20 protein-coding genes are annotated in these 26,203 nt (G+C 41.1%); 10 read left to right on the top strand and 10 right to left on the bottom strand.

Features of this window, described 5'->3' with window-relative positions:
* Positions 1-5: 5 nt before the first annotated feature.
* Positions 6-1,088 (top strand): fimbrial protein, encoded by a 1,083-nt coding sequence (locus ACE2AL_RS07645; RefSeq protein ID WP_375084215.1) that lies wholly within the window; start codon positions 6-8, stop codon positions 1,086-1,088.
* Between the two features lie 10 nt (positions 1,089-1,098).
* Positions 1,099-1,794: a molecular chaperone gene (locus tag ACE2AL_RS07640; protein ID WP_375084214.1), complete on the top strand. Its 696-nt coding sequence runs from the start codon at positions 1,099-1,101 to the stop codon at positions 1,792-1,794.
* Positions 1,795-1,836: 42 nt separating this feature from the next.
* Here ACE2AL_RS07640 and ACE2AL_RS07635 read toward each other — a convergent pair whose 3' ends face one another.
* The gene (locus ACE2AL_RS07635; RefSeq protein ID WP_375084301.1) at positions 1,837-2,988 is read right to left on the bottom strand and encodes a 3-phenylpropionate MFS transporter; all 1,152 of its coding nucleotides are present in this window, start codon (positions 2,986-2,988) and stop codon (positions 1,837-1,839) included.
* A gap of 79 nt (positions 2,989-3,067) precedes the next feature.
* Positions 3,068-4,321: a serine hydroxymethyltransferase gene (glyA, locus tag ACE2AL_RS07630; protein ID WP_206082480.1), complete on the bottom strand. Its 1,254-nt coding sequence runs from the start codon at positions 4,319-4,321 to the stop codon at positions 3,068-3,070.
* Positions 4,322-4,783: 462 nt separating this feature from the next.
* Here glyA and hmpA point away from each other — a divergent pair, with 462 nt between their 5' ends.
* Positions 4,784-5,983, top strand: a complete 1,200-nt coding sequence (gene hmpA, locus ACE2AL_RS07625) for an NO-inducible flavohemoprotein (RefSeq protein ID WP_375084213.1) — start codon at positions 4,784-4,786, stop codon at positions 5,981-5,983.
* A 183-nt stretch (positions 5,984-6,166) separates the two neighbouring features.
* On the opposite strand, the gene glnB is transcribed toward hmpA, so the two are convergent.
* The 5 genes from glnB to ACE2AL_RS07600 form a co-directional block, all read right to left on the bottom strand.
* A complete protein-coding gene (gene glnB / locus ACE2AL_RS07620; RefSeq protein ID WP_004912721.1) occupies positions 6,167-6,505 on the bottom strand; it encodes a nitrogen regulatory protein P-II in 339 nt (112 codons plus the stop codon).
* A 12-nt stretch (positions 6,506-6,517) separates the two neighbouring features.
* Positions 6,518-8,140: an NAD+ synthase gene (locus tag ACE2AL_RS07615; protein WP_206082482.1), complete on the bottom strand. Its 1,623-nt coding sequence runs from the start codon at positions 8,138-8,140 to the stop codon at positions 6,518-6,520.
* Positions 8,141-8,214: 74 nt separating this feature from the next.
* Entirely contained in the window at positions 8,215-9,555 is a 1,341-nt protein-coding gene (glrR, locus tag ACE2AL_RS07610; protein WP_206082483.1) for a two-component system response regulator GlrR, read from the bottom strand.
* Positions 9,555-10,373: a two-component system QseEF-associated lipoprotein QseG gene (qseG, locus tag ACE2AL_RS07605; RefSeq protein ID WP_272539191.1), complete on the bottom strand. Its 819-nt coding sequence runs from the start codon at positions 10,371-10,373 to the stop codon at positions 9,555-9,557. The genes glrR and qseG overlap by 1 nt, the downstream gene beginning before the upstream one ends.
* On the bottom strand, positions 10,373-11,812 hold the full coding sequence (locus tag ACE2AL_RS07600) for a HAMP domain-containing sensor histidine kinase (protein ID WP_206082485.1): 1,440 nt from the start codon (positions 11,810-11,812) through the stop codon (positions 10,373-10,375). The genes qseG and ACE2AL_RS07600 overlap by 1 nt, the downstream gene beginning before the upstream one ends.
* 1,042 nt (positions 11,813-12,854) lie before the next feature.
* Between ACE2AL_RS07600 and ACE2AL_RS07595 the strand changes: the two genes are divergently transcribed.
* From ACE2AL_RS07595 to fbpC, 7 genes are all read left to right on the top strand, one after another.
* Positions 12,855-13,886, top strand: coding sequence for a methyltransferase (locus tag ACE2AL_RS07595; RefSeq protein ID WP_272539190.1), 1,032 nt, complete (start codon positions 12,855-12,857; stop codon positions 13,884-13,886).
* A gap of 180 nt (positions 13,887-14,066) precedes the next feature.
* Positions 14,067-14,696: a response regulator transcription factor gene (locus ACE2AL_RS07590; RefSeq protein ID WP_206082487.1), complete on the top strand. Its 630-nt coding sequence runs from the start codon at positions 14,067-14,069 to the stop codon at positions 14,694-14,696.
* A gap of 4 nt (positions 14,697-14,700) precedes the next feature.
* Positions 14,701-16,227: an MASE1 domain-containing protein gene (locus tag ACE2AL_RS07585; RefSeq protein WP_206082488.1), complete on the top strand. Its 1,527-nt coding sequence runs from the start codon at positions 14,701-14,703 to the stop codon at positions 16,225-16,227.
* 106 nt (positions 16,228-16,333) lie between these two features.
* Positions 16,334-17,653, top strand: coding sequence for an MFS transporter family glucose-6-phosphate receptor UhpC (gene uhpC / locus ACE2AL_RS07580; RefSeq protein ID WP_206082489.1), 1,320 nt, complete (start codon positions 16,334-16,336; stop codon positions 17,651-17,653).
* A 20-nt stretch (positions 17,654-17,673) separates the two neighbouring features.
* A complete protein-coding gene (locus ACE2AL_RS07575) occupies positions 17,674-18,705 on the top strand; it encodes an ABC transporter substrate-binding protein (protein ID WP_206082490.1) in 1,032 nt (343 codons plus the stop codon).
* A gap of 348 nt (positions 18,706-19,053) precedes the next feature.
* Positions 19,054-21,132 carry an iron ABC transporter permease gene (locus ACE2AL_RS07570; RefSeq protein ID WP_206082491.1) on the top strand — a complete coding sequence of 693 codons (2,079 nt, stop codon included), beginning with the start codon at positions 19,054-19,056 and terminating at the stop codon, positions 21,130-21,132.
* Positions 21,122-22,207, top strand: a complete 1,086-nt coding sequence (fbpC, locus tag ACE2AL_RS07565; RefSeq protein ID WP_206082492.1) for a ferric ABC transporter ATP-binding protein — start codon at positions 21,122-21,124, stop codon at positions 22,205-22,207. Before ACE2AL_RS07570 ends, fbpC begins: the two co-directional genes overlap by 11 nt.
* Before the next feature lie 154 nt (positions 22,208-22,361).
* Here fbpC and ACE2AL_RS07560 read toward each other — a convergent pair whose 3' ends face one another.
* From ACE2AL_RS07560 to ulaR, 3 genes are all read right to left on the bottom strand, one after another.
* On the bottom strand, positions 22,362-23,234 hold the full coding sequence (locus ACE2AL_RS07560) for a DMT family transporter (RefSeq protein WP_272539187.1): 873 nt from the start codon (positions 23,232-23,234) through the stop codon (positions 22,362-22,364).
* A 678-nt stretch (positions 23,235-23,912) separates the two neighbouring features.
* Positions 23,913-24,980, bottom strand: a complete 1,068-nt coding sequence (gene ulaG / locus ACE2AL_RS07555) for an L-ascorbate 6-phosphate lactonase (protein ID WP_206082495.1) — start codon at positions 24,978-24,980, stop codon at positions 23,913-23,915.
* 114 nt (positions 24,981-25,094) lie between these two features.
* A complete protein-coding gene (gene ulaR, locus ACE2AL_RS07550) occupies positions 25,095-25,850 on the bottom strand; it encodes an HTH-type transcriptional regulator UlaR (protein ID WP_206082496.1) in 756 nt (251 codons plus the stop codon).
* Between the last annotated feature and the right edge of the window lie 353 nt (positions 25,851-26,203).

Genomic DNA, 26,203 nt, shown 5'->3' with positions numbered 1-26,203 from the left:
ACGTTATGATGAAAAAGACGCTACTGGCACTTCTCTTACCCGCATTATTACTCGCAAGCTATGATGTTGCTGCCAGTTGCAGTAATGCGGGAGAAAAAAATGCACCGCCACTGAATTTTGATATATCCACGGAACTCACAAGCACATCAACCACCGTGAACAAATCAACCCGAACAGGATTCACAGGTCAGTATACCTGTGTAGCACCAGGGCTACTTCAATCAAATACAGTGGGCATTGATAGCCCATTTCGCCAATCAACAGTTGCGATTGGCTTTAATGGTGGGAAACAAGTGGTTTCTATCTCGGTCAGCGGTATTAGTCAATCAAGCGTGACTAATATTCCCCCAGGTACCTACCCCGCCTCTAATCTAGATACAAATTTTACGATTCAATTTAAATTACTCAGCAGCCCACCCGCAAATAATTATAAAGAGGTTGCAGGTAACAGTGTGTTAATCAGCCCAGTAATGATGGCAACGGATGTAACGGCATTAGGTCTTATCCCTTGGCTACTGCGCCTTCTCTCAGATTTAGTCACGTTTCTGTTAACCCTGCAATGGCCAACACATGCTGAAGATATGTTTTACCAACCGATGCAGTTAACCTATAACCCAATCCTAACAACCTGTAATTTTACTAATCAAGGATTAGTCGTTTCGCTTCCGCCTGTCAGTATCAATACTGTCAAAAATGTGACTCGAGCAGGCTACACGCCATTCACATTGAATTTCACGTGCCAAGATTTCCTCGCGGGTAGCACCGCTTCTCGCGATGTGTCTATGTTTTTATCCAGCGGTAGCTTACTGGCAAATGATAAAACCACGATAAACAATACCCTAACCCAAGGTGCTAAAGGTGTCGGTTTTCGGCTCGTCAAAACGAATAACCTCACCGCCCCTTTATTCCTTTCAGACAGTGTAACGGCACAAAATACTGCCACAAGTATTTTTTTCGTCCCAAAAGGCAATCCCATTTCACCATCCTTTTCCGTCAATTTAGGGGCTTATTATTATCCCTATAACCCCAATATTGTCACTCAAGGGGCGGTATCTGGTACGGCAACTGTCGTAATGTCTTACAACTAAAAAAGGAGCGATGATGAAATACTTAGGAGGAATTGCCTTATTACTGATAAGTTTACAAACACAAGCAAGCCTTGTTTTACAAGGAACTCGGGTTATTTTTCCCAGTGATAAAAAAATGGTTAGCATTCAGATGACTAATTACAGTGAACAGCCGACGTTAATCCAAAGTTGGATAGATGAAGGGAATATTAATTCGACACCCGAAACAACCAATGCGCCATTTATTGTCACGCCGCCTATCAACAAAATAGCCGCTAATGAAGGCGTTCAGCTCCGCATCCGTTTTCTTGGTAATAACTTACCCATGGATAGAGAGTCTGTTTATTATTTAAATGTTTTGGATATCGCCCCCAAGCCTAAAAACACCCAGGGTATGAATACGCTCCAGTTTGCCATCCAAACTCGAATTAAAGTGTTTTACCGCCCTATTTCGCTGTTACCCCTTCCAGATACATTATTGGATAGCGCTAAATTTTATGCCGATAACGGGCTATTAGCCGTGAATAACCCAACACCTTATTTTCTCAGCATTGCCAATATCTACACAGCAAATAACGCCAATGAGCTTATTGCTAAAAGTTTAATGATCGCACCATTTTCGACTCAGACAATCCCCTCGGGGAAAAAAGTGGTTAATGGAGAAAATATTACCGTGGTTTATATTGATGATACTGGGCAGCAAATTGAGCATCAAACCAAGCTATAAATGAAGGTGTTTCACTGCATTTATAGCTCTTTGATGGGAAGATTATGACTGTGCAGTCACTTTAGGGCGAATAAATAACGCAGGTACAGCAAGTAGCGCCATCAAATAAAAGACCACGCCATGATGAGCAGGAACACGCTCATAAATATAACCGACAATAATTGTTAATACCGCTAGACCACCACCCGTCGCCAGTGCCGAATAGACACCCTGTAATGGGATAATTTCATTTTCTTTACGCGCGCTGATAAAACGCATTGCCGCAAGATGACAAACAGTGAACGTTCCACTGTGTAAAATTTGCACGATAATAAGCATAGGTAATGCGGTAAATGCCCCCATCATTCCCCAACGGATTATTCCACAGAATGCGGATAACAACAGTAAGTTACGTGCACTCCAGCGCCTAAATAAACGGTGACTCAACATAAAGACAATAACTTCTGCGACAACACCCAATGACCATAAGTTACCAATCACTAAGTCTGAATATCCCGCTTCCTTCCAGAACAGCGAGGCAAAACCATAGTAAGCTGCGTGAGCACCTTGCAATAAAGTCACGCAAATCAGAAATCTGACCACATTTTTATCAGCAATCAGTTGTTTAAAAGTAACTTTATTACCATTATCTGCTTTTGCCGCCCCCGCAGGCATTATTGTAGGCCTCAACATCGCCCCCAATAATAAAGCTAAGCAGCTGATAATCAAAGCAACCATAATTGATTTATGGCCCCAAACCCCAGCTAGATAACCCATTAATGAAGAACCAATAATAAAGGCTATCGAGCCCCAAACACGGATTTTGCCATAATCAAACGTAAATTGTTTCTGCCATGTTCCTGCCAATGAATCCCCTAATGGAACCATTGGAGCGAAAAATAAGTTAAAACCAATCATCACAAAAAGCAGCCATGCCCAATGGGAACCAAAAGCAAAGCCAATGGAAAAAATTAAGGATGATGCAGCCAACAACCGCAATGCAGTAATTAATTTTAACGGCTCTTTAACTAATGGTGTGATAAACATCGCCCCAAGAAAACGAGCCGCAAGGCCTACACCAAGCAAAACACCGATCATTTCGGCATCAATGCCCTCACCCTGTAGCCAAACAGACCAAAACGGCAAGAAAATACTGTATGCAAAAAAGTAGGTAAAATAATCAATTGCTAGCCAGCGCGTTGATGGAATGACCATCATCCCTCCATTTTTCAATGCAAAAAACCCGCTCATACTTAACAGTAGAAGCGGGTTTAGGTAACTAAAAGTCGTTATATTATGCGTAAACTGGGTATTTTTTGCAGATTGCTAATACTTTTTGTTTCACGCTCTCAATGGTCGCTTCGTCATTGAGGTTGTCTAGAATATCACACATCCAGCCCGCTAGCTCGCGCGCTTCAGCTTCTTTAAAACCACGACGCGTAATTGCTGGAGAACCAATACGCACACCTGAAGTGACAAATGGGCTCTTCGGATCGTTTGGTACACTGTTTTTGTTTACGGTGATATTCGCACGACCTAATGCAGCATCAGCATCTTTACCCGTGATATTTTTATCAACTAAATCAACTAAGAACAGGTGGTTTTCAGTTCCACCAGAAACAACTTTATAGCCGCGTTGTTGGAAAACGTCGACCATTGCTTTCGCATTTTTCGCAACTTGTTGTTGGTAGACTTTGAACTCAGGTTCCATGGCTTCTTTAAGTGCTACGGCTTTACCTGCAATAACATGCATTAAAGGGCCGCCTTGCGAACCAGGGAATACGGCTGAGTTGATTTTTTTGTACAGCTCTTCGTCGCCACCTTTCGCGAGGATCAAACCACCACGAGGACCCGCTAATGTTTTGTGAGTTGTGGTTGTCACAACGTGAGCATGTGGAACTGGGTTTGGATAAACACCTGCCGCAATCAGACCCGCAACGTGTGCCATATCAACGAATAAGTAAGCATTGATAGCATCTGCGATTTCACGCATTTTAGCCCAATCAACCACGCCTGAATACGCAGAGAAACCACCGATAATCATTTTTGGTTTATGTTTTTCAGCTTGCGCTTTGATATCGTCGTAGTCAATCTTACCGCTTTCATCGATGCCATAAGGAACGATATTGTACAATTTACCAGAGAAGTTAACTGGGGAACCGTGAGTTAAGTGGCCGCCGTGCGCCAAATTCATACCCAGCACAGTATCACCTGGTTGTAGCAATGCCATGTAAACTGCCGCATTCGCTTGTGAACCAGAGTGTGGCTGCACGTTTGCGTAGTCTGCACCAAATAATTCTTTTGCGCGGTCAATCGCTAATTGCTCAACGACATCAACATACTCACAACCGCCGTAATAGCGTTTGCCTGGATACCCTTCTGCATATTTATTGGTTAGCTGAGAACCTTGAGCCTGCATGACTCGTGGACTGGTATAGTTTTCAGAAGCAATTAATTCAATGTGTTCTTCTTGACGTTGTACTTCTTGCTCCATTGCTTCCCATAATTTTGGATCATAGTCTGCAATATTCATTTCACGCTTTAACATTCGCTTCTCCTGCCTCAGCAATTCAATAGGTTGACAATCAATTCATCGCAATAGCACACAGTGTAAACTCTTTTTCGTTCTTGAGATAGCCCTAAAGAAAAAATATACGCAAACGATTGCATTAATTTTTTTCACGTCATTTACCACTTTCAGCCTCATTATAAAATAGCTCAAATTTTAAATTTTGACGGAGGAATATCTGGTATTGCGAGTCCCTTCTCATTATGTGCCTATTTTTGCCCTATTTTGTCTATTTGCATCTTTACAGATACCCTTAAATATTATAAATTGCATTTAAAATACATGTTTATAAATAAACTTTATGTCTCTCATAAAAGTGAAGATTTTCGGCACAAAATTCAGCTATCCCACTGAAAATTAAGTGCTATATTTTTGGATGCTTCAGAAAAAATGCCAAACTCTTCCTAACAGAGAACATGAAAAAAATTCAGGAGCACCTGTATGTTAGACAGCCAAACTATCGCTATCGTTAAATCAACCATTCCTGCTATCGCAGCCACTGGACCAAAACTTACCGCACATTTCTATGACAGAATGTTCATTCAACATCCTGAATTAAAAGATATTTTCAATATGACTCACCAAGCTAATGGTGCGCAACGTGAAGCATTATTTAATGCAATCTGCGCTTATGCTGTGCATATTGAAACCCCTGAAGCATTAATTTCTGCCGTTGAAAAGATTGCGCAAAAACACGTTAGTTTAAATATTAAGCCTGAACATTACCCTATCGTCGGCGAAAACCTACTGGCTGCCATTGATGAGCTCCTTAATCCTGGTCAAGAAGTGCTTGATGCATGGGGCAAAGCCTACGGGGTATTAGCCGATATCTTTATTGGTCGTGAAGCCTCAATTTACCAAGAAAATGCCGATAAAAATGGGGGTTGGGAAGGTTTACGCGAATTTAAACTGAAACAAAAACAACCACAAAGCGATGTTATTACTAGCTTTGAGTTCGTCCCTGTTGATGGAAAACCCGTCGCAGGCTATCGCCCAGGTCAATACATCACAATTTATATTAATCATGATGGATTCGAGAACCAAGAGATCCGCCAATACTCCTTAACGACAGCACCTAATGGCCAAAGTTACCGTATCGCAGTAAAACGCGAAGACCAAGGCGCTGTGTCTAATTTCTTGCATCAGCACATCAATGAAGGGGATAGTATTTATTTAGCACCACCATGTGGTGATTTCTTTATCGATGTTGATAACCAAACGCCCGTCACACTCATCTCAGCAGGCGTTGGCCTGACGCCAATGTTAAGCATGCTAAACCACCTGACGCAACAAGGCCATGAAGCAACGATCAACTGGCTACATGCGGCTGAAAATGGAGCTGTTCATGCGTTTAACCACGAAATCCAGCAATTGATGGCCAAACAAAAAATGGGGCATTCTGCCATTTGGTTTAACCAGCCTCGAGGCAGTGACCGCCTCGGCTTTGATTACCAATATGAAGGATTAATGGATTTACAGAAAGTACGTGAATGGATTGACCAACCGAATATGCAATTCTATTTCTGTGGTCCAGTAGGCTTTATGCAACATGTGGGTCAACAATTAATTTCGATGGGTGTTGATGCCGATGCTATCCATTATGAGTGCTTTGGCCCACATAAAGTGCTGTCCCTGAATTAATAGATAAAAAAATGCTCTTCGGTTTAGAAGAGCATTTCCTGAAACGTATCAGCCAAAAGAAACTGTTCTAATGGCTTGGTGTTTGAAGTTTTTTCACAGCTTAGCGGTAACGGGCCGCATAAAAAATACACTGTTCTAATCCCATTCCTGTGTATTTACCGTTACCGCCTTTTAACCCTAAAGTTAAATTGCTTCCTCATCTTGCTCACCCGTACGAATACGGATCACACGTGCAACATCATAAACGAAGATTTTACCGTCACCAATTTTACCTGTTTGCGCTGTTTGCATAATAGTTTCAACGCAGTTTTCTACAATATCGTCAGGGACAACTATTTCAATTTTGACTTTCGGTAAAAAGTCCACCATATATTCCGCACCACGATACAGTTCGGTGTGCCCTTTTTGACGACCAAACCCTTTCACTTCCGTAACCGTCATCCCTGTGATCCCGACTTCCGCCAGTGCTTCACGTACATCATCAAGTTTAAATGGCTTTATAATTGCATCAATTTTTTTCATAAATAGTTCCTGTTATGACCAATTTTTACGGCCAAAACCTGAGGTGATCGGATAACGGCGGTCTTTACCAAAATTCCGCATGGTAATACGCGGCCCAACAGGTGCTTGTCGGCGTTTATATTCATTCAGATCAACCAAGCGCACCACTTTACGAACAACTTCTTTATCAAAACCTAGCTTGATAAGGTCATTCACGGATAAGTCTTTTTCAACATAACCTTCTAAGATAGCATCTAATATATCGTAAGGCGGCAAGCTATCTTGGTCTAACTGCCCTGGAGCCAGTTCTGCAGATGGCGGCCTATCAATCACACGCTGTGGAATAGCGGGTGAAAGTGTATTGCGATATTTTGCCAGTTCAAAAACCAATGTTTTTGGCACATCTTTTAACACATCAAAGCCGCCAGCCATATCACCATACAGTGTTGAGTAACCCACTGCAGACTCACTCTTATTACTGGTCGTCAGGACTAAACGGCGGCGTTTATTGGACATCGCCATTAAAATAACAGCACGGCAGCGAGCTTGTAAGTTTTCTTCGGTGGTATCAACCGCAGTTCCTTCAAACATTGGACTTAATTGCGCCATGAATGAATCAAACATCGGTTCGATAGAGACAATATCAAATTCCACACCTAACAACTCAGCTTGTTCTTTGGCATCATGAATGCTCATTTCTGAGGTATAACGGAACGGCATCATCACCGCTTGCACACGTTCTTTACCGATAGCATCTACCGCGATAGCCACTGTTAAACCAGAGTCGATCCCTCCAGATAACCCAAGGATTGCACCATTGAAACCGTTTTTATTGATATAATCGCGAGTCGACATCACTAAGGCTTGATATACCTGCGCGACAGGATCATTTTCAATAAACACACTACCTTCACTTACCAATTCCAGCTCATCAAATTGTACCGTAACAACTTGTTCTTTGAATTCGGGTAATTTAAAGGTTTGTTTGCCTTTATTTGCAATGACTTTCGAGCCACCATCAAATACCAACTCGTCTTGTCCACCCACTTGGTTGAGGTAAACGATAGGCATGTGAGTGCGTTGGCAATGGTCAACCAGTAAGTCGCTACGGATATGTTCCTTGTGAATATCATACGGTGATGCATTGATAGTTAGTAATAACTCGGCTCCAGCACCTTTCACCGCATCAACAGGCTCGTCATACCAAATGTCTTCACAAATCAATAAACCTAATTGATAGCCTTTGAATTCTACCACGCAGGTTTTTTCAGCTGCGCTGAAATAGCGCGGTTCATCAAAAACACCGTAGTTTGGTAGTTCTTGTTTAAAATAGCGAGCATGCAATTTCCCTTGATAGAAGAAAGAAAGTGCATTGAAAATTTCGTCCCCTTCATAGCAAGGGTGGCCGACAATAATTGCCGTTTCTGCACTCGCCTTTTGCAAACGTTCAAGCTGAGCTTCACATCTGTCTTCAAAATCTGCACGGAAAATTAAATCCTCAGGCGGGTAGCCTGTCAGAGACAGTTCTGAAAACATCACAATATCGGTTTGTGAGGCTTGTTCACTCACGACTTGTAACATGCGATCGCAATTACCTTCGATGTCACCGACTAACCAGTTAAGTTGTGCGAGTGAAATATTAAGCTTACGGCTCATAACGTGTTTCTTCTCCCGAAGCGTGAATACGGTTTACCTTGTCCACGTAGATTATATAGGTGAATAATAGTTAATTATTCTTTAAAGTCATTAGCTTCCAAATCGTGGCGGCCAAGTAATTTATAAAATTCTGTGCGATTTCGTCCAGCCATGCGTGCGGCTTGTGTGACATTGCCTTTCGTCATCTGCAATAACTTGCGTAAATAATTCAATTCAAATTGATTACGTGCTTCAACAAAGGTTGGCAAGGCAGTATTTTCACCTTGTAACGCCTGGCTAACAAGGGCTTCACTAATAACAGGAGATGTTGTTAACGCTACACATTGTTCAATCACGTTAACCAACTGGCGTACATTACCTGGCCAAGTTGCTGTCATCAGGCATTTCATCGCATCACTTGAAAAACTGCGAACAAAGGGCTTATGCCGAGACGCAGATTCTCTCAATAAATGATTTGCTAATAATGGAATATCTTCTGCACGTTCATTTAATGCAGGAATACGTAAATTAACCACATTCAGGCGATAATAGAGATCTTCACGAAACTCATTTTTTTCCATCGCTTTGGGTAAATTACGGTGTGTTGCAGATAAAATACGCACATCGATGTCTAAGTCGCGATTGCTCCCTAATGGGCGAACTTTGCGTTCTTGTAACACCCGCAATAGTTTTACCTGCAAGGGCATTGGCATATCGCCAATTTCATCAAGAAACAGTGTGCCACCACTTGCGGCAAAAAACAGCCCCTCGCGGTTACTCACTGCCCCCGTAAAGGCACCTTTTGCATGACCAAATAGTTCAGATTCTAAAAGTTGTTCTGGCAATGCGCCACAATTGATAGCAATAAAGGGTTTACGGGCGCGCGGACTTGCTTTATGAATGGCCTGCGCTAACACTTCTTTACCCGTTCCACTTTGGCCGTTAATCAGTACACTAACGTCTGATTGTGCCACCATATGGGCTTGTTCAAGAAGACGTATCATTAAAGGGCTGCGGGTGACTATCCCCGAACTCCACTCTTCATCACTCATCGGTGAAGAAGATAAAGCAAGTGCTTCATCAATAGCTTTATATAAAGCATCTTTATCAACAGGTTTCGTTAAAAAGCTGAACACGCCACGTTGTGTCGCAGCAACGGCATCAGGGATTGAACCGTGTGCCGTTAAGATGATAACTGGCATATTAGGATGCGCTTTTTGAATTTCATCAAACAGCGCCATTCCGTCCATCTCATCCATGCGTAAGTCACTTATCACCAAATCTAACTTTTCTTTCTGTAAGATTTTAAGTGCTTCAGGGCCACTTTCCGCAGTGGTCACTTTAAACCCTTCACTGCTTAACCGCATCCCAAGTAACTTAAGTAAGCTAGGGTCGTCATCAACGAGCAGTAAACTTGCCGACTTACGGTTTGTCATTATTTCGCGTTCTCCGATGAAGGTTGTTCTACAGGAGGCTCTGCGGGTTTTGCTGCGTCAGATGAGGTTTCTTTATCGCCTTCAACAACGCTTTCGACTTCTTTTTCCGTTTCATTAGTGCTTTTTTTCCGTGAGGAAAGTTGACGCTCAATGTCTGTTAAGTTTTCGAGTTTGCGCGATGTTGTGTTCAGTTCAAAAGCTAACTTAGCGTTGTCTTCTTTTAAGCGATCAAGCTTAGTATCCATTTCTTGCTGTAAGCGTTTATAGCGCGCACCTGCATCTGAAAGGTTAATAATTTGCACTTGTTGCTCACGCCATAACTGTAATAAAGGGCGTACCGCAGTTGGAAAACTGAGGCTATATGTATTAATGCTGTCGAGCATTTTTCGCCGCTCGGCAATCGTTGGGTCAGCTGAATTTAACAGTATATTTTGTTGAAATGCATCTGACCAATTTGTAACCTCTATTTTGCTTGCATTTTCACGTGCTTGTGAAGTTTCTGTGCGATCTGCACAATCCATCATACGCAACCAAAATAGCGCATTTTCACGAGCAGCAGGCTGGTCATTTTCCCAAATCGTATCGCATGATGCATAACGATAATCAGTCACTTTCACTTCAGGCACAACCACTTGTGCCAGCGTTTCCAGTGGCGATTGACCATTTTTTGCTACGCACCCGCTTAGGATAAGGGTAAAGAATACCGCCCCAAAGCTGACCCCTGTTCGTCTCATCACGAATGGGCTTATTTGATTAAGTTTATTTGGCAGTGCTTTACGATAAAGCACTGCCAAAAAATCTGTAGACCGATTGACCATTATTCATTCTCTGCTGTTAGAGGCAGTTCAATTCTAAAACAGACATCTGCTGATTTATATGGGACTAGTGAGAGTTCTCCGCCCATTTGTTTTATACAATCTTGTGCAATACTTAACCCCAACCCACTCCCTTTCACCGCACCTTTTCTTTGCAAGGACCCTTGGTAAAAAGGCTCAAAAATCATGCTTTGCTCAGATTCGGGAATTGGCGTACCTGTATTTGCAACTTCAATCAGCAGTTTATTGCCTGTTTGACGACTCGTGATCCAAATATTACCTGATTCGCCACCATAGTGCACCGCATTGGAGTAGATATTATCAATAACTCTCCCAAGTAAAGTGGGTTCCGCTAAACAGCTTTCGACTTTTAAACGGACTTCCGTTTTAATATTTTTGGCTCTAGCAGGTAAATTATGTGCATTAACAATATCTTCAATCAATTTATTTAGGTCAACTAATTGGGCTTCTGGTGGGTCATCAACCAATTTACGATTATAATCGAGTAACTGCTCAATAAGTTGCTGAAGATGCTTACTGCTATGATCAAGAATTTCAACAACCTCCCTTTGAGAGTCAGTTAATGGCCCTGCGACTTCATCAGCAAGTAATTCGGTGCCTTCTCGCATACTGGCGAGTGGTGTTTTTAACTCATGGGAAATATGACGTAGAAACTCATGTCGTTGAGACTCAAGCCAAGCCAAGCGCTCACTTAGCCAAATAATACGCTGAGCGATTGTACGAAGCTCTCTTGGTCCTTTAAAGCGTTCAATGTTACTGGCTAGAGTTCGGCCAGTACCAAGGCGATTGATCATTCGCTCAATGACTTTCACTGGCCCAATAATCATTCGAGTAAATAAAGTCACTAATAGTGCACTGAGTAAGAACAAGATCAAACTTTGCCAACCGAATAATTGCCCTTTATTTGCAATTGCTTTTTGCAACTGTTCCCCACGGCTAAAAATCACATCGCGAGTTTCCTGTACAAGTGCGGTATTTTCTGCTGAAAATTGCTCCAAGGCTTGAGTGACTTTTGCGGTAGGCTCATTATTTTCACATGCCACTATTTTAAGTTGTGTTAATGTTGCAGTGAGCTTTGAGGTGTCAGATGTTTGAGGCAAAATGGTTTTTTGCCTTTCAAACATTTGTTCATAATCGGCAAATTGTTTTTGATATTGGGTTTGCAAAGCTGCATCTTGTAATACGCAATATTGACGATAGCTTCGCTCCATTTCCAATGCGAGACTGCTCATTACCTCACTGCGCCTAGCATCCAGTAAAGTAGTTTTATTGATATTTGCGGCTTGGTTACTCAGTTGTTCTAAGCTTTGATACGCTTGATATGCCAAAACTAATAAAGGCAACAAGACGAGCCAAAATGCCATCACAACCAGTTGGCGCAAGGAACGCGGGAAAAAACGCCATTTGCTCAATACATTCATCTCATACCCATTAAACGTATTTCAATGGTAGCAGAACTCTCTCCCGTGCGAAAAGGTGAATTCGGGTTCTGAGTTCCATAGCATAAAAATCAGACTAACTATGACTGAGCCGCTGCAATGAACGTGCCAATTTTTGTATAAAAATGAGTATTTTCAGTGAGGTATACCCTAAGAGGGAATATTTTAGAGTATTTATTAATATCCTCTAAATAATTCGGATTGTAGCTGAGCGCAGGTAACGACGTTGTGGTTCGAAGTATAACAGGCATAGGAAGGCGGAGATAAGGATCGACCTTAACTCCGCCAGCGATGATTTACTGCTTGTATAGGATTATGTCTTTACATTAAAGATAATCATATAGGTGGTGCCTCACTCCACGTGTCGCCCTGTGTTTGATAAGGCCCGAAGGCGAGTATCTGTGCTGTTGGACGGTAGGCACCTTACTTTGGCGTCATTCTGGCTTTATGTGGTATGTTCCCAACTATTTTTGGACCGACATAATGAATTGAATGAGCAACTGCATATTATTATGCACAACTCATGCCAACTTTTCAAGTAAATATCTAACCCATTAAAAAATAAGCAAATTAAATTTATTACTTCTTTTAACTCTTTCTGAATACGCTGAAACGGTTTATCCGAACCTTCAGTTTGTCGCTAATTTAAGACACTCAAAAGCTCAATTTATAAAAACTTTATTTATCATATAGATAAATGTCTCCTTTTGGCGACAGTACATATGGGGTGTTGTCGCTAATTTTAGACAACGAGGAAAAAACGCTAACTCTACGCTGCTTATTTTATCTTTTCACCAAGAAATAATTAATAATATTTATAGTTTCAAAAAAACATTTCCCACCTCAATCTTAAAATTCACAATAAAAAAAACATAAAAACCAAAATAATACACTAGGTTAATCAATTAAATTCAAATAAAGCAATTCACTAACCATTCACCTTTACACTTTAACCAATTTAAACAATACTTAATATTGATAATCGATGCATGTTCTCACTTTGAAATTAATAATTGGAGATTGTATGAATCCTACTTCAGAAACTTCAAACAAAGCAGAAAATATTGACATTGCCGTCCGAGTCATTGAAAAAGTGACGGGTTACATGTTTCAAGCAGCATTACGGGCAGCAGTCAAATTAAACATTGCAGAATATTTAAAAGATGGGCCTAAAACGTCACAAGAGTTAGCAGAAATTATTAATGGCAAACCAAAAGTTATCCATAAAACACTACGTATATTAACAACTCAAGGTATTTTTAAAATACAGGATGATTTGCACTTTGCCTTAACCCCCGAAGCTGAGTTTTTACTTCCTGACCATCCTTATTCATTACGTCAAGCGATACTCATGCTAACAGATAAGACTTTCTGGATGCCTATACATAATCTTGATGAAATTATTCTTGGCAAACCTGTATTTAAAAATATGTTTGGAGGGACATTCTTTGAATACTGGCAGAAAAATGTTCACTTACCTGACAACTTTGATGTCGGCATGTCATCTATGTCACGCATTGAAAATGAATACGTTATTAATGCATATCAATTCCCAGAAAATATTGTGATTGCAGATATTGCTGGAGGCTTAGGAGCATTACTTTTTGAGGTATTAAAAAGAAACCCCACCACTAAAGGCATTCTATTTGATCAGCCTCATGTATTAAAACAAACAATATTACCTCTACTCGGTGACGATTCGCGCTGGACCACCTACCCCGGTTCATTCTTCGAAAAATGCCCTGAAGCTGATATTTATTTACTCAAATACATTACTCATGACTGGCCAGAAGACAGTGTAATTAATATTTTAAAAACCATTCGCCGTGCGATGAAAACAACATCAAAACTCTTGCTCATTGATTGCATCGTCGCTGATGATAACAAAGTAAATATTGGTAACGATATAGACTTAATTTGTTTAAGCCTTTCACCCGAAGGTGGCGAACATACTATCAGTGAGTTTGAGACATTATTAAGCAATGCGGATCTTAAACTTAACAGAATAATCGATACCCATTGTCATATTCATATTCTTGAAGCTATACCTATATAATTTGATTAAACCAATGAATGCCGACCTTAGGGTACAAGTGATAGGTAGGCATTTTATCCATTGAATAAAACCACCGACATTTCTGATACACTTCAGAATTCTCAACCTTCTTCCTAGCTTATCCTTTCTCATCTTGATATAAGATTTCTCAATACCCTATTCATCACAGAATATAACAACATGATAAAAATCGCCTTAGTTGATGACCACGTCGTTGTGCGCTCTGGTTTCGCACAGTTGCTGACCCTAGAACCCGATATTTCCGTTGTCGGACAGTATGCTAGCGCCCAAGAAGCATTGCCAAAGCTTCTTAATTTAGAGATTGATGTCGCTATTATGGATATCTCCATGCCAGATGAAAATGGTTTGCAGTTGTTATCACGACTTCGCCAAAAAAAGCCAGACTTCAAAACCATTATTCTCAGTATTTACGATACCCCTGCTTTTGTACAAAGCGCCTTAGACGCAGGGGCCAGTGCTTATTTAACCAAACGCTGCGGGCCAGAAGAGCTGGTACAAGCGGTACGTTCTGTTCACCAAGGGGGATGCTATTTATGCGCAGACGCCATGCGAGCGCTACGCCATTCGCCGCAACAACATCAAGGGATGCAAGAATTAACGCCTCGGGAGCGGGAGATTTTTGATTTACTCGTAGCAGGCCTCAGCGTTAAAGTGATTGCAGAACAACTCGAGCTTAGCCATAAAACAGTGCATGTCCATCGCGCTAATGTGCTCGGTAAATTGCAATGCGAAAACACCATTGACCTCGTACACTACGCACTAGAGCACAACCTTATTTCAAGGTCTTAATGGCATGAGTAAAAACCTGCGTTTAACACTTCAATCTATTTTTCTACTCTTTACCTACTCATTGCTGTGGATTGGGTTGTGGATCATTGGTTTTTATTTAAGTGAAAACAGCTTTCAAGCAACCTTATTTTTACCGCAAGGGTTGCGCCTTGCTTTAATGATCATCCTGTGGCGGCGCTATTGGCCTACTTTGCTACTTAGCGAAGGTATTTTGAATTTTTGGTTATCTGGGGAGCAACTGCTTTTCCAACCGATTTTACTGCTATCTCCACTATTAAGCCTTGGTGTGGCTTTTGTTATTCAAGATATTTGGTGGCGCTATACTTTATATTGGCAACGTTTATTATTGTTGCTAGCTGGTGTCGCTGCAAACAGTGTGCTTCATGCATTGCTGTTTGGCTGGCTATCATCCTATTCCATTAGCCAACTCTTTTTAACGACATTCACTGGGGGGATATTACTCTCCCCATTTGTTTACCTTATCTATGAATACCTGCATGAGCAGCACTACCAAATGTTGCTTGACTATGGAACTCCCGACAAACAATTACGTACTTCTTTGATTGTTTGGTGTTTTTTATTTTGTGTAGTGGGATTAAGTGCCCAAGTCTTTTTCGCACCTGAAATCGAACGTTTGATTGTTTTACTGGTGTTTATTCCAAATGTGTTTATGGCTTACCGCTATGGTTGGCAAGGAGGGGTGCTTTCCGCATTATTAGGCAGTTTAATTATTACTTTTGCGCGGCAATTTCACGGTGCTTTTGCAGACTTAGAAGAACTGGAAATGTTTCTCAGCACTCAAGCCTTAATCGGTATTGGGCTGGGGATTGCCATTAGCCGCCAAAAACAGCTCGCCAATAACCTACAACGTTATCGACAACGCTTAGAACAAGAGCTAAAAGCACGACGTGATCTGATGCGCCAATTAGTTCATACTGAAGAAGATATCAAAAAAGCCATCGCCCGCGAATTGCATGATGAAATTGGGCAAAATATTACCGCCATTCAGATTCAATCCATGTTAGTCAAGAAAACAGCGCCAGACTCATTAAGCCACCAAGCGGCAAGCCAAATTAATGAGCTTGCTCAGCAAATTCACCAATCGACTCGGCAACTGTTGCGCCAATTGCGTCCGCCTGTATTGGATGAGATGTCCCTCGAGAATGCGCTCACCCATTTAATCGCAGAATTTTCCTTTCCTGAAAATAATATTCAATGCCATTTTCGCTATGCGCTACAAGAAACCCCCGTCAATGAAACCGTTCTATTTACGTTGTACCGCCTTGTTCAGGAATTACTTAACAATATCAGCAAACACGCGAAAGCCACACAAATCCACATTTCACTAGCGCAAATAGGTGACTCGATCCAGCTTGTTGTTGATGATAATGGCGTGGGTATTCCCTTTAGCAAACGCACGAGTGGCTTTGGTTTACGCGGTATTGAAGAACGCGTTAGAGCTTTAGGGGGAGATTGGACTCTCACCACACAAAACGGTACGCAAATAATTGTTAACTTGCCCACATTTTAAGATAAAACATCACAAAAATAGGAATTATTCCTAGTCCTCTAATACCTTCTCTCATCCCTTTTGTTAAAAACTTGATTACATTTTGCCAAACACGAGAAATACCATCATGACAGGTCAACATACATTGGATTTGGATAGCACTTATCGCTTTTGGCGCCGCCGACTGATGTTATTCATGATAGTGGGTTATGCCACCTTTTATCTGACGCGAAAAAGCTTCAATTTTGTCATGCCTGTCATGCAGAGCGAATTGCTGCTCGACAAAAGTGATATTGGCTGGATTGCCACGGCGTTTTACCTGACTTATGGCATTTCCAAGTTTTTATCGGGTATTTTCCACGATATCACAGGCTACCGCTGGTTTATGGGTGCAGGTCTTGTGATGACGGGGCTACTGAATATCATTTTTGCCTATTGTTTATCGTTCCCTGCCCTTTTGTTGGTATGGACGCTAAACGGATTTTTCCAAGGTTGGGGATGGCCACCTTGTGCACGAATTCTCACTCACTGGTACTCACGTAATGAACGTGGTTTCTGGTGGGGGTTGTGGAATATCTCCATCAATCTCGGCGGCATGCTGTTGCCTTTGCTCACTGCGCTGTTAGCAACGCAATACAGTTGGCAAATGGCATTGATAGTGCCAGGGTTGATTGGTGTGGGGGTTGGGCTTTGGTTATGTCGCCAGCTGCGAGGAACACCACAAGAAGAGCAACTACCCAGTGTTGGGCAATGGCGCCAAGATGTACTGGAGCTACGCCAAGAGCGTTTATCCCCCCCGATGCCAATGTGGGTGATTTTAAAAGACGCGATTGTTTTCAACCGCATGATTTGGTTATTAGGTTTCTCCTATATTTTGGTTTATCTCATTCGTATGGCGATAAACGACTGGGGAAATCTCTGGTTAACAGAAACACACGGCACCAATTTACTCAGTGCCAACGCAACATTGTCGTTATTTGAATTAGGTGGGCTACTTGGCGCACTGTGCTCAGGATGGGGCTCTGATATTTTGTTTCGCGGGCAGCGGGCACCAATGATTTTGCTGTTTTCATTGGGGTTGTGTATCTCAGTCAGTGCTTTGTGGCTTACCCCTATTCATCATTACGCTTTACTCGCAGTGTGTTTTTTTGCTATCGGCTTTTTTGTTTTTGGACCACAAATGTTAATCGGTCTCGCTGCAACAGAATATTGTCATAAAAAAGCAGCGGGCGCGGTAACGGGTTACCTTGGGTTGTATGCCTATCTAGGGGCTGCAATTGCAGGGTGGCCGCTCTCTCAAGTCATCGCACATTACGGTTGGTCAGGGATGTTTACCTTACTAGCCAGTGCCGCTGCCTTGATGGGGCTACTGCTTATGCCGCTTTTGATTGCGAATGTCAGCAAACGAGAGCACATGGCAGGATCTGTTTCACCCTCTGATAATTAAAATCTGATAAAGGATTGAAAATGAAACTGAAAACTCTCTCTACTCTAATCGCAGCAGGCTTATCCCTCGCCGCAATTTCGACCACTGCAAGTGCGGCGGGTCGCCTTGTGGTTTACTGTAGTGCAACCAACGCGATGTGCGAAACAGAAACCCAAGCATTCGCTAAAAAATATGATGTGAAAACTACGTTTGTACGTAACGGCTCAGGCAGTACTTTAGCTAAAATCGAAGCTGAAAAACGTAACCCACAAGCAGACGTGTGGTATGGCGGTACATTAGACCCACATTCACAAGCAGGAGAAATGGATTTACTTGAGCCATACAAATCACCAAAACTCGCTGAAATTATGCCTCAATTCCAAGACCCTGCAAAACGCAAAGGTAATTATTCCTCTGCGGTTTACATCGGAATTTTAGGCTTTGGAGTGAATAAAGATCGCTTAAAAGAAAAAGGCTTACCTATTCCAACTTGCTGGAAAGATTTAACCAAACCTGAGTATAAAGGTGAAATTCAAATCGCTGACCCACAAAGCTCAGGAACTGCGTATACCGCACTAGCAACATTTGACCAACTTTGGGGTAACGAGCAAGCCTTTGATTACCTGAAAAAATTAAACTCTAACATCTCTCAATACACCAAATCAGGTATTGCCCCAGCACGTAATGCCGCACGTGGTGAGTCTGCCATTGGTATCGGCTTCTTACATGATTATTCATTAGAAGTGGAAAATGGCGCACCATTAGAATTAATCGCACCATGTGAAGGTACGGGCTATGAAATTGGCGGGATCAGTATCCTGAAAAATGCCCGTAACATGGATAATGCTAAACTGTTCGTGGATTTCGTGTTGTCTAAAGAAGCCCAAGAGCTGAGCTGGAAAGAAGGTAAATCTTACCAAATCCTCACCAATACTACGGCGGAATCGTCTCCAATTTCGTTAAAACTGAACGACCTGAACCTGATTAATTACGATATGGACAAATACGGTGATGCCGATGTCCGTAAGAATTTAATCAACAAGTGGGTTACTGAAGTCAAAATGAGCAAATAACCACCCTGTGCGGCGTGAACGCGCCGCACTGAGCACTTACTTAACTAAAATAAAAATTAATTTAATTAAGCTCTAAATAGATTGGGTTGTCACAAGGTGGCAAGCGACCTTATTCCGAGGAACATACACAAGCATGTGACTAGGATAACAAAGCAAAGCCAATACCGTGACAGCGCAAAATATAACTAGATAAAAATTCTAACTATTATCATTAAGCTCTAAATAGTTTGGGTTGTCACAAGGCGGCAAGTGACGTTATTCCTAGGAGCATACACAAGTATGTGACTAGGATAACAGAGCGCAGCCAACACCGTGACAGCGCAAAATATGACGAGCTTAGGGGGATCTATGTCTCAAACCCTAGCTCTGACACCACCTAAAAAGCGAGATAGCACCTTTTTTTGGCTGCTATTGGCATGGGTTGGTTTCGCCTTGTTACCGTCTTGGAGCCTTGATTATGGCTTACTTGACTCAACACAAGATGAAATTCTTGCCGCTTATGGTTGGAGCAGCATAAACATTAGTTGGCTTTGGTATCTCTTGCCATCTGTACTGTTTATTCGCCCGTTAACACCAGCGGATCGTTATCATAAAACACGCCATTACTTCGATATTGCTGTCGCGGCTATCACTGCCGTTGTGGTGATCATCACGGCTTACTTTGATGGTAAGGGCCTTGGTTATTCCGCCATTGTGCTGTTTATTGCCCTAGGTATGGTGATGACGCACGCGTTAACCCGCCTTGAGTGGCTGGGTGGCGACCAATTCGTCATTGGGTCGCTTATCACCGTTATCGCACTGATCACGTTGTTTATCGTCTTCCCAAGTGTAGCGATTTTTATCCCCATGTTTACCGATGGTAATGGGGATTTCGCGCCATTTGCCTTTGTGGCAATTTTAACGCAATCCCATATTGTTCAGGTTATCATTAACTCGGTATTTCTCTCTTTAGCCGTGGGAGCTGGCTGTACCTTCTTTGGGTTAATTTTAGCTATCTACACCACACGTATTGCGAAACGTTCTGCCATTATTGGTCGCGTATTTTCTATCCTACCTATCGTTACACCACCTTTTGTTGTGGGCCTTGGTGTCACCTTGATGATGGGTCGCTCAGGTTATATTACTGAATTTCTGGCGACTTACATGGGGTTAGAAAATACCAACTGGCTGTATGGCTTTACGGGAATTTGGCTCGCACAGGTTCTGGCCTTTACCCCAATGTCATTTATGATTTTGGATGGTGCGATTAAAACCATTCACCCATCATTGGAAGAAGCCTCTTATACCCTGCGCGCTAATCGTTACCAAACCTTCTTTAATGTGTTTATGCCATTATTGAAACCTGCATTAGCTAACGCATTTTTAATTGTTATTGTTCAGTCACTGGCCGACTTTAGTAACCCATTAGTGTTAGGCGGTAACTTCGATGTATTAGCGACGCAAATTTATTTCTATATCACAGGTTCTCAGTTAGATTACCAAGCAGCCAGTACCTTGGGCGCTTCCTTGTTAGTCTTCTCTCTGTTGGTATTCTGTGTGCAATATATGTGGATTGGTAAACGTTCGTACGTCACGGTTTCGGGTAAATCTTATCGTGGTGATGTCCAACCCTTACCATCGTCTTTAATTGCCACTGTCACGACATTCTTAGCGATTTGGGTCGCCTTTAACGTTCTGTTATACGGTAGCATTTTCTACGGAAGCTTTACGGTGAACTGGGGTGTGGATTACACCTTAACGTTAGATAACTTTATTAAGTTATTCGGTCAAGGTATGAGTGATGGCGCATGGCCTTCATTGCTCGATACCCTTCTGTATGCAGGAATTGCCGCACCGATCACCGCAATTCTGGGTCTATTAATTGCCTATATCGTGGTGCGCCAAGATTTCCGCGGTAAGAAAACCATCGAATTCACCACCATGTTATGTTTCGCCGTACCTGGTACAGTTGCGGGTGTGTCATACATCTTAGCCTTTAACGACACACCGTTCTATTTAACAGGTACAGCGGCCATCGTAATTATTTCGATGACTATGCGTAACGTTCCTGTGGGGATCCGTGCTGGCATCGCAGGATTAGGCCAAATTGATAAATCATTAGATGAAGCGTCGCTGAGCTTACGAGCAGGTTCTATGCGTACTATTTTCTTTATCTTACTGCCGCTCTTGCGCCCTGCGATTTTATCCGCGCTGATTTACAGTTTTGTACGAGCGATTACCACTGTTAGTGCAATTGTGTTCTTGGTTACTCCTGATACACGCGTAGCCACCGCTTACATTCTTAACCGTGTTGAGGATGGTGAGTATGGTGTTGCGATTGCTTATGGCTCCATTTTAATTGTGGTCATGCTCGCAATTATCTTCTTATTTGACTATTTGATTGGCGAAGCCCGTGTTTCACGTTCCAAAGCCAAAAATGCACAGTAATCATGGAGTAACTGACATGACACAACCGAATTCTTGTGAAACAACTAGTTTTGTTGAATTAAAAAATGTGACTAAACGCTTTGGTAGCAACACGGTTATTGATGATTTAAGTTTGTCCATTCCCCAAGGCAGCATGGTGACCTTATTAGGTCCATCGGGTTGCGGAAAAACTACCGTTTTACGTTTAGTGGCAGGGCTCGAAAAGCCGACCGAAGGCCGTATGTTTATTGATGGGGAAGATGTAACCGACCGTTCAATACAACAGCGCGATATTTGTATGGTGTTCCAGTCCTACGCTTTGTTCCCCCATATGTCATTAGGGGATAACGTAGGCTACGGCTTGAAAATGTTAGGGTTACCGAAAGCTGAGATCAAAAAACGCGTTGATGAAGCATTAGAGCTGGTGGATTTAGCTGGCTTTGCCGACCGCTTTGTTGACCAAATTTCGGGAGGACAACAGCAGCGTGTCGCCTTAGCTCGGGCGTTGATCCTCAAGCCCAAAGTGCTGTTATTTGATGAGCCGTTAAGTAACTTGGATGCCAACTTACGCCGTAGCATGCGTGAGAAAATTCGCGAGCTACAGCAGCAATTTAACATCACCTCCTTGTACGTTACCCATGACCAAAGTGAAGCCTTTGCGGTGTCTGATATGGTGTTGGTGATGAACAAAGGGAAAATCATGCAGCTAGGTTCCCCTCAAGAGTTATACCGCCAGCCAGCGTCGAAATTTATGGCGAGCTTTATGGGGGATGCCAATATTTTCCCTGCAACATTGACCGCGGATTCTGTGGATATCTTTAATTATCGCTTGCCTCGTCCTGCGCAAATTACCTCAACACAAACGCAAGTCACTGTGGGTGTTCGCCCTGAAGCCATTACCTTGAGTTTACAGGGTGAAGATAGCCAACGTTGTACGGTTACTCACGTTGCTTATATGGGACCTCAATACGAAGTTACTGTTGACTGGCATGGCCAATCCATGTTGCTACAGATCAATGCAATACAGTTACAACCTACTGTTGGCGAAAATCTTTATTTGCAGATCCACCCATATGGCATGTTTATTCTTGAGTAATATCCCACTCTTTGAATAATACTAAATGTCATTAGGTAACAAGGGAAACTTAGCATTGTGAATAGCACATTTCCCCTTCGCCCAAAAGGGCGGAGGGGAAATGTGCACCCATAAGAAAATAATCACTAAAAGCATATTATCGGTGACTTAAATATCAATTTTTATTTTTTTCTGAAAGTACAATTAACATACTTAGCAAAATAAATAACATACCAATTATCATTGAAATTGTCATCGACTCATCTAAAAGATAAGATGAAATCATCACACTAATGATTGGTGAAATAAGGATTGAGTATGATGAAAGCTTTGCGCCACCATGCCCTATCATATAATACCAAAGAACATAAACAATCACGCCATTAGCTAGCCCCATATAGATAATTGGTATATATACACTGATAAAAAACTCAGAATGTATATTGCTCAATATGTTTAAATCAACATTTAAAAATGGAATTAATAAAATAAAAAAAACAAATGACACTACATTTTGATAAAATACTTTTGAAGTTAGGTTTATTTTCAAGGTGATTTTTTCAGATAAAATAGTTCCTAGTGCCCACATAAATGCACTTAATAAAATTATCACTTCACCAATACTTATACCAACTGGTGATATAAAGATAAAAATACCACTAATGCATAACAAAGATACAAATACTGACCTAGTTTCAATATGTTTATTCATTACACCCAATACAACTGTTGCCATTACTGGCATTGTATAAACAAGTACAGATGCCTTTACCGCTTCTGTATACTTTAACGCCAAACTATTTAATATAGGAACTAAAAAAACATTTAAAAAACCAAGTGGAATACTTTTTACAAAATCTCGCAAATTAAACCGACACCGACTAAAAAAGAAAAAAACAAAACACAAAAAAACAACTGAGATAATTAGTGAGTAGATTCTAAAAGCCCAAACACCTACTTGGTCAATCGCTAGTTTTGATATAGGAAATGCACTCCCCCATATAAATGATATTAAAATAGCACAAAGAAGTACTTTAATTTTTTTCATTATACCTCACAACTAATGCCATTCTTTTACTTGTTCTATTAGATGTCACTGCGGAAACGAAATGTGGGATTTTTCTTTTTTTTTGTATCAAAAATTAAAATATTTAAATATGACGGGATAAAAGTATCTAAAATTGTCTTTTTATCCTTATCTAAAATCATCGTTAATCCTCCATAATTTGCTTCCCATTCCTTGGTTAGATTAATGACAATACCTATCCCATCATCGGAGTCGCAATGTGTAGTTAGAAAATCATCTTTATCAAACCTGCTTAAGTACATGTTTGATATAATATTTATTTTACTTCCCGTTAGGTTTTCTAAAAAACTTTTAAATTTAACATCATTAACAACTGAAATTAAATTAGCATAAATTATTTTTATCTCATTAAAACATATTCTTCTATACGTTCAGTTAATTCATGAAATATTATTTCATTTTTCATATTTCCACCTTGAATTAATTTAATTTAATCTTAGTGTTATCTATATTGATAACACTAAGATTAAAAAGCATTAAATTAAGGCAGTCAATACCAACAAATTAATAAAAAACAACACCGCATAAATAATAAATATATTTAAAATACATATCATTTTAATATATGTATTTTTTTAAATACAATAAAAAAAGCAGCACCTAAGTTTCCTTAAATGCTGCTTTTAATAGCAAGGTTAATTATAAAAATGCTTTATATGGCAATTCAGGTTCATTTTTAAAGATATCGTTAAAACCACGAAAATGCTGATAATGCATACGGTCTTTATCCGTTGGGTAAGTATATTTGCCCCCCACTTGCCAGAAGAACGGTGCAAAGGTGTATTGCAAGCGCTCTTTTTTCATATTCCACAGCACTTCAATTTCCCGCGGGTCATTTTGGAAGTTTGCCCAAATATCATGGTGGAATGGAATAACCCGTTCACAATCTAATGATTCAGCTGCACGTAAAATATCCGATGAGGTCATTTTATCGGTCACACCACGCGGGTTTTCACCAAAAGAAAGCAGTGCGACATCAATATTGTAACGATTACCGTGTGCCGCATAATAGTTTGAATAGTGTGAATCACCTGAGTGATAAACCGAGCCGCCAGTGGTTTCAATTAAATAGTTGACCGCCCGTGAGTCCATACCATCCAAAATGTCCTTATCATAAGAAGAGACCCCTTGAGGTAGTGTCACTAGCGCCGTGCGGTCGAACGAATCTAATACGCGGATTTTCATGTCCCCCACTTCGAGTACATCACCGACTTTGGCGACAATACAGCGCTCAGCGGGCACTCCCCATTTTGTCCATAAATCCACGCACGCTTGTGGGCCAATAAACTTAACATGATCACCGCAGTTTTGCAGTACGGCCGCCGCCACGTTCACGTCGATATGATCAGCATGGTCATGGGACGCTAAAATGGCATCGACTTCTTTAATCGCAAATGGGTCAAGAGGGAAAATTGCTGTACGTAAGTTGGGTTGCAATGCTTCTACTCCGCCCATACGCATCATTTGATGCTGCTTGTTCATGAGTGGATTTTTTTGCGTTTTTTTCCCTGTTCCACACCAAAAATCGATGGAAATATTCGTATTACCTGCGCTTTTCAACCAAATACCTGTGCAACCTAACCACCACATTGAAAATGTATTCGGCTCAACAACCGTTTTTTCAATTTCTTCATTTAGCCAAGTTCCCCACTCAGGAAACGTGCTTAAAATCCAAGATTCACGTGTAATTTCATTGACTTTGCTCATAGTGATAATACCTTTTTCCAGAATTTTAGATGTCGGGAGCCCGATGCCTTAATGAGAGAATTAAGGCATGAAGGCAAATTGGTTTAAATTCAATAAATCAGGTAGTGGATGGGATTAAACGAGTATCACTCGCGTCCCTTGCGCTTGAATTCCTTTAATCACCTCAGGATTGGCATTTCTTCCCGTGATAAGAACATCAATTTTATTAGCTGGGCAAAATAACATTCCCGTTCGATGCCCCACTTTGGAACTGTCAACAACCACCACTAACTTGTCTATTTGATCTAGCATCTGTTGCTCTGCCACAGCGGTTAACATATCAGCTTTATATAAACCCGCTTCTGTTAGCCCCTTCCCTGACGTGAACATCCAGTTACCTGCGTAGCCCATCAGCGTATTGAGGGCTGGGTTTAAAAAGATGTTTTGTGCCTTATTATACTGCCCACCAATTAAAATGACGTCTTCATGGTCTTCATCAATCAAATAACTGGCCAGTGGAAAATAATTGGTCACAATCTGTACGTTTTTACCACAAAGCTGCTGCCCTAACATAAAGGCGGTTGAACCACAGTTAATCACTGCACTTTCCCCTGGTAGGCAAAGTTCAGCCGCTTTAATCGCGATTTCTGATTTTTCCTCGTAATGATCAGCACTATTAATATTGAGTGGTGTCCACTTACGCTTTTTCGTTTCAATTCGTTCTGCACCATTACGGACTTTCCGTAACTTACCCTGCTCGTCAAGCTTTGAAATATCACGACGCGCAGTAGCAGGAGACACATTAAACTGTTCGGTAATATGAGAAACGTTAATCACCCGCTGCGTTTCTAATAACGACAAGATTTCATTGTGTCTTTGCACTTCATTCATAACTATCGCCTTATTAAGAAATAATCACATCAATGACAACTTATGATTGAAAATGATTATTGGTGATTAGTTTTGATTCTATTTATCTCATCCGATATTGTCAACCTTTGCCTGAGCAAAAAATTGATATTTGATATAAATAAAATTATCATATTGATTTAAAAGATTATTTTAAATTTTACGTGATCAAGTCGCCATTTATTTATTTTTTTACTGGTAAAAAAACAGACAAATGCAAACAATCATAAAAGAGCAATTCGTGATTACATTTGATCATAATTGATTTTTGCGCGACCGTTTATCCATTTTAAATGATTATATCGCAATAACACCAGATACGATCAATATGATTA

The sequence above is a fragment of the Providencia xihuensis genome (assembly GCF_041953405.1).
GTDB classification, from domain to species: domain Bacteria; phylum Pseudomonadota; class Gammaproteobacteria; order Enterobacterales; family Enterobacteriaceae; genus Providencia; species Providencia vermicola.
Note: the sequence above shows the minus strand (reverse complement) of the source record. Positions and strands in the feature narration are given on the sequence as shown.

Excerpts from the sequence above, each read along its gene's own strand:
- ACE2AL_RS07645 (WP_375084215.1), top strand. The coding sequence starts at position 6 with ATGATGAAAAAGACGCTACTGGCACTTCTCTTACCCGCATTATTACTC.
- ACE2AL_RS07640 (WP_375084214.1), top strand. The coding sequence starts at position 1,099 with ATGATGAAATACTTAGGAGGAATTGCCTTATTACTGATAAGTTTACAA.
- ACE2AL_RS07635 (WP_375084301.1), bottom strand. The coding sequence starts at position 2,988 with ATGGTCATTCCATCAACGCGCTGGCTAGCAATTGATTATTTTACCTAC.
- glyA (WP_206082480.1), bottom strand. The coding sequence starts at position 4,321 with ATGTTAAAGCGTGAAATGAATATTGCAGACTATGATCCAAAATTATGG.
- hmpA (WP_375084213.1), top strand. The coding sequence starts at position 4,784 with ATGTTAGACAGCCAAACTATCGCTATCGTTAAATCAACCATTCCTGCT.
- glnB (WP_004912721.1), bottom strand. The coding sequence starts at position 6,505 with ATGAAAAAAATTGATGCAATTATAAAGCCATTTAAACTTGATGATGTA.
- ACE2AL_RS07615 (WP_206082482.1), bottom strand. The coding sequence starts at position 8,140 with ATGAGCCGTAAGCTTAATATTTCACTCGCACAACTTAACTGGTTAGTC.
- glrR (WP_206082483.1), bottom strand. The coding sequence starts at position 9,555 with ATGACAAACCGTAAGTCGGCAAGTTTACTGCTCGTTGATGACGACCCT.
- qseG (WP_272539191.1), bottom strand. The coding sequence starts at position 10,373 with ATGGTCAATCGGTCTACAGATTTTTTGGCAGTGCTTTATCGTAAAGCA.
- ACE2AL_RS07600 (WP_206082485.1), bottom strand. The coding sequence starts at position 11,812 with ATGAATGTATTGAGCAAATGGCGTTTTTTCCCGCGTTCCTTGCGCCAA.
- ACE2AL_RS07595 (WP_272539190.1), top strand. The coding sequence starts at position 12,855 with ATGAATCCTACTTCAGAAACTTCAAACAAAGCAGAAAATATTGACATT.
- ACE2AL_RS07590 (WP_206082487.1), top strand. The coding sequence starts at position 14,067 with ATGATAAAAATCGCCTTAGTTGATGACCACGTCGTTGTGCGCTCTGGT.
- ACE2AL_RS07585 (WP_206082488.1), top strand. The coding sequence starts at position 14,701 with ATGAGTAAAAACCTGCGTTTAACACTTCAATCTATTTTTCTACTCTTT.
- uhpC (WP_206082489.1), top strand. The coding sequence starts at position 16,334 with ATGACAGGTCAACATACATTGGATTTGGATAGCACTTATCGCTTTTGG.
- ACE2AL_RS07575 (WP_206082490.1), top strand. The coding sequence starts at position 17,674 with ATGAAACTGAAAACTCTCTCTACTCTAATCGCAGCAGGCTTATCCCTC.
- ACE2AL_RS07570 (WP_206082491.1), top strand. The coding sequence starts at position 19,054 with ATGTCTCAAACCCTAGCTCTGACACCACCTAAAAAGCGAGATAGCACC.
- fbpC (WP_206082492.1), top strand. The coding sequence starts at position 21,122 with ATGCACAGTAATCATGGAGTAACTGACATGACACAACCGAATTCTTGT.
- ACE2AL_RS07560 (WP_272539187.1), bottom strand. The coding sequence starts at position 23,234 with ATGAAAAAAATTAAAGTACTTCTTTGTGCTATTTTAATATCATTTATA.
- ulaG (WP_206082495.1), bottom strand. The coding sequence starts at position 24,980 with ATGAGCAAAGTCAATGAAATTACACGTGAATCTTGGATTTTAAGCACG.
- ulaR (WP_206082496.1), bottom strand. The coding sequence starts at position 25,850 with ATGAATGAAGTGCAAAGACACAATGAAATCTTGTCGTTATTAGAAACG.